The sequence below is a fragment of the Kribbella albertanoniae genome (assembly GCF_004348455.1).
Taxonomy (GTDB): domain Bacteria; phylum Actinomycetota; class Actinomycetes; order Propionibacteriales; family Kribbellaceae; genus Kribbella; species Kribbella albertanoniae.
The window spans coordinates 1-1,311 of record NZ_SMKA01000526.1; the positions used below are offsets into that span (position 1 = coordinate 1).

At 67.1% G+C, this 1,311-nt stretch carries 1 protein-coding gene; it reads right to left on the minus strand.

All coding sequences use genetic code 11. The features are described 5' to 3' along the window. Positions 1–1,107, minus strand: a 1,107-nt coding sequence (locus E1261_RS44780; RefSeq protein ID WP_272948653.1) for an ISAs1 family transposase, incomplete at its 3' end; no start/stop codon positions are given. Positions 1,108–1,311: the final 204 nt, after the last annotated feature.

Consider the following 1,311-nt stretch of genomic DNA (forward strand, 5'->3'; position numbering starts at 1 on the left):
GCTGAGTACGCGTTTGTGGTCTCGGGCGTGATGTCGGAGTCCGGCTGCGATGTTGTTCCAGCCTGCGTGGCGTAGCAGGGTGATCGCGAGGTTGCGGAGGCTGGCCATGGTGCGTGGGGCGTGGCCGGTGCGGACTTGGGAGCGGTCTTCGTCGAAGGTGACGTCGCGGACCCAGTGAAGCCGGTTCTCGATGTGCCAGTGCCCCCGGATCCAGGCGGCCAGTGTGGCCGGTGGTGCGGCCTGGTGGGTCGCGGAGGTGATCAGGTAGACCACCTCGATCGTCTTCTTGCCCTTGACCGTACGGGTTCGTCTCAGTTGGGCGACCTGGGTGGCGCGGGTGAACCCGGTCCAGGCCGGTGCGTCGATGACCTTGATGCTGCGGGTGGTCCGCCGGCCGTGACCGGTGGTGGTTGTGGTGTGGGCGGGGATGTTCTTCCAGGGCAGCGCTTTGAGCCTGGCGTGAAGTCCTGGCTGGTTCGGCTTTACGGTTAAGACGTAGTCCGCGCCGGCTGCGGTGAGCTGTTCGGCGGTGTCGGTTTGGGTGTGCATCGCGTCGAGGGTGACCACGGCGCCGGTGAGCTGGAGATGTTTGAACAGGTCACGCACGGCGGGGATCTCGTTGGATTTCGCGGCGACCGCGACCTGCCCGATCACGCTGCCCTGGGCGTGGGTCAGCGCCGCGACCAGGTGCGGCGCCCCGCCCGGAGCGTGCTTTGCGCCACGAACAGTCTTGCCGTCGATCGCGTACACCCGGCGGCCCTCAACGATCGCCTCCCGGGTCGCTGCCCAGGCGCCCAGGCGTTGGTCGAGTTCGTCGGCATCGACCATCGCGAACAGCCGCCTGAACGTGGACTCGGTCGCAGCCGCACCAAGCATCCCGAGCTCAGCCAGGACCACCGGGTCGGCGTCGGCGGTCCACTCTCCGATCGCGGTGAAACTCTTCGCCCCGCCCAGCACCGCAGCGACCCCGACCGCCAGCAAGGCCGCACACCCGTGCCGGACCCCACGACGCTTACGCGGGTCGGGCACCGAGGACAAAACCTTCAACAGTTGCGACTCGCGCGAGACAGCACTGGTCGAACGAGCAACTTTCAGCGACGATGACATCCGCGGGCGTGTTCCTCAGCTCGGACGGGACTGGTGTAGGAACCACCCATCCAAGCGACCAGAACACGCCCGCACCCGCCCCCACGCCGCCAAACCCGCAGATCACGCCACCACCCACACGACTACGGCGCCGCCCTGCCGAGACCACAAACGAGCTCATCTTGCTTCTGGCCAAGTGAAAAGACGACTTTGCCGAGGCCCTGG